General features: G+C 57.3%; 1 protein-coding gene. It reads left to right on the plus strand.

The features are described 5' to 3' along the window. Positions 1-248 precede the first annotated feature (248 nt). A partial coding sequence (locus AAC147_RS18495) for a site-specific integrase (RefSeq protein WP_047683620.1) occupies positions 249-769 on the plus strand: 521 nt, incomplete at its 3' end.

Here is a 769-nt window from a genome sequence, read left to right on the forward strand (position 1 = left end):
CACTTAAGCGGCCTGATCGTCCCGGTATGATCCCCGCAAGTCTGGGTAGCACGGAGGCAAGTCTGCCCCAAGTCTACCCCAAGTCGGGGTCAAGTCTGGGTAGCCAAAACTACCCTAAAGCCACAGCCAGAGTGGGTTAACCGAGCGCAAGTCTGACAAAACGAAAAATCACTGTTCCGGCAACACAATAAAAACTTCCCGTCATACCGTACTGCCGGATCGCTTCCATCACAACAAGGACAATCCGCATGATAACTTCACACGACAACGCACTGATAACGCTGCGCCAGCAACTGCTGGCGTATCTGGATACACAGGCCGCACAGGGAAAAAGCCCGCGCACACTGGAAAGCTACCGGGAACGACTGTTACCGTTCGTGGACTGGTGCGAGCAGCGCACCGTGCAGTATCCGGCTCAGGTGACGCTGGTGTTGCTGGAAAGCTGGCAGCGTTATCTGCGTGGTTACCGCAAGGCCGACGGTCAGCCGTACAGCAACAATAGCCAGCGCGACCGTCTGGGCACACTGCGGTTGTGGTTCCGCTGGCTGCTGCAACGTCACCACATTCTCTACAACCCGGCCGAGCAGTTGGTATTACCGAAAGAAGAAAAGCGGTTACCTGCCCAGATCCTGAGTGAACGGGAAACCACGCAGGTGCTGGACAGCCTCGACGACCAGAGTCTCTTGGGGCTGCGCAACCGGGTGATACTGGAAATCCTCTGGAGCAGCGGCATCCGGCGTATGGAATTACGCCAGCTCCAGCGGGGGGA

Origin of the sequence: Xenorhabdus sp. NBAII XenSa04, assembly GCF_963866145.1 — a bacterium.
GTDB classification, from domain to species: domain Bacteria; phylum Pseudomonadota; class Gammaproteobacteria; order Enterobacterales; family Enterobacteriaceae; genus Xenorhabdus; species Xenorhabdus indica.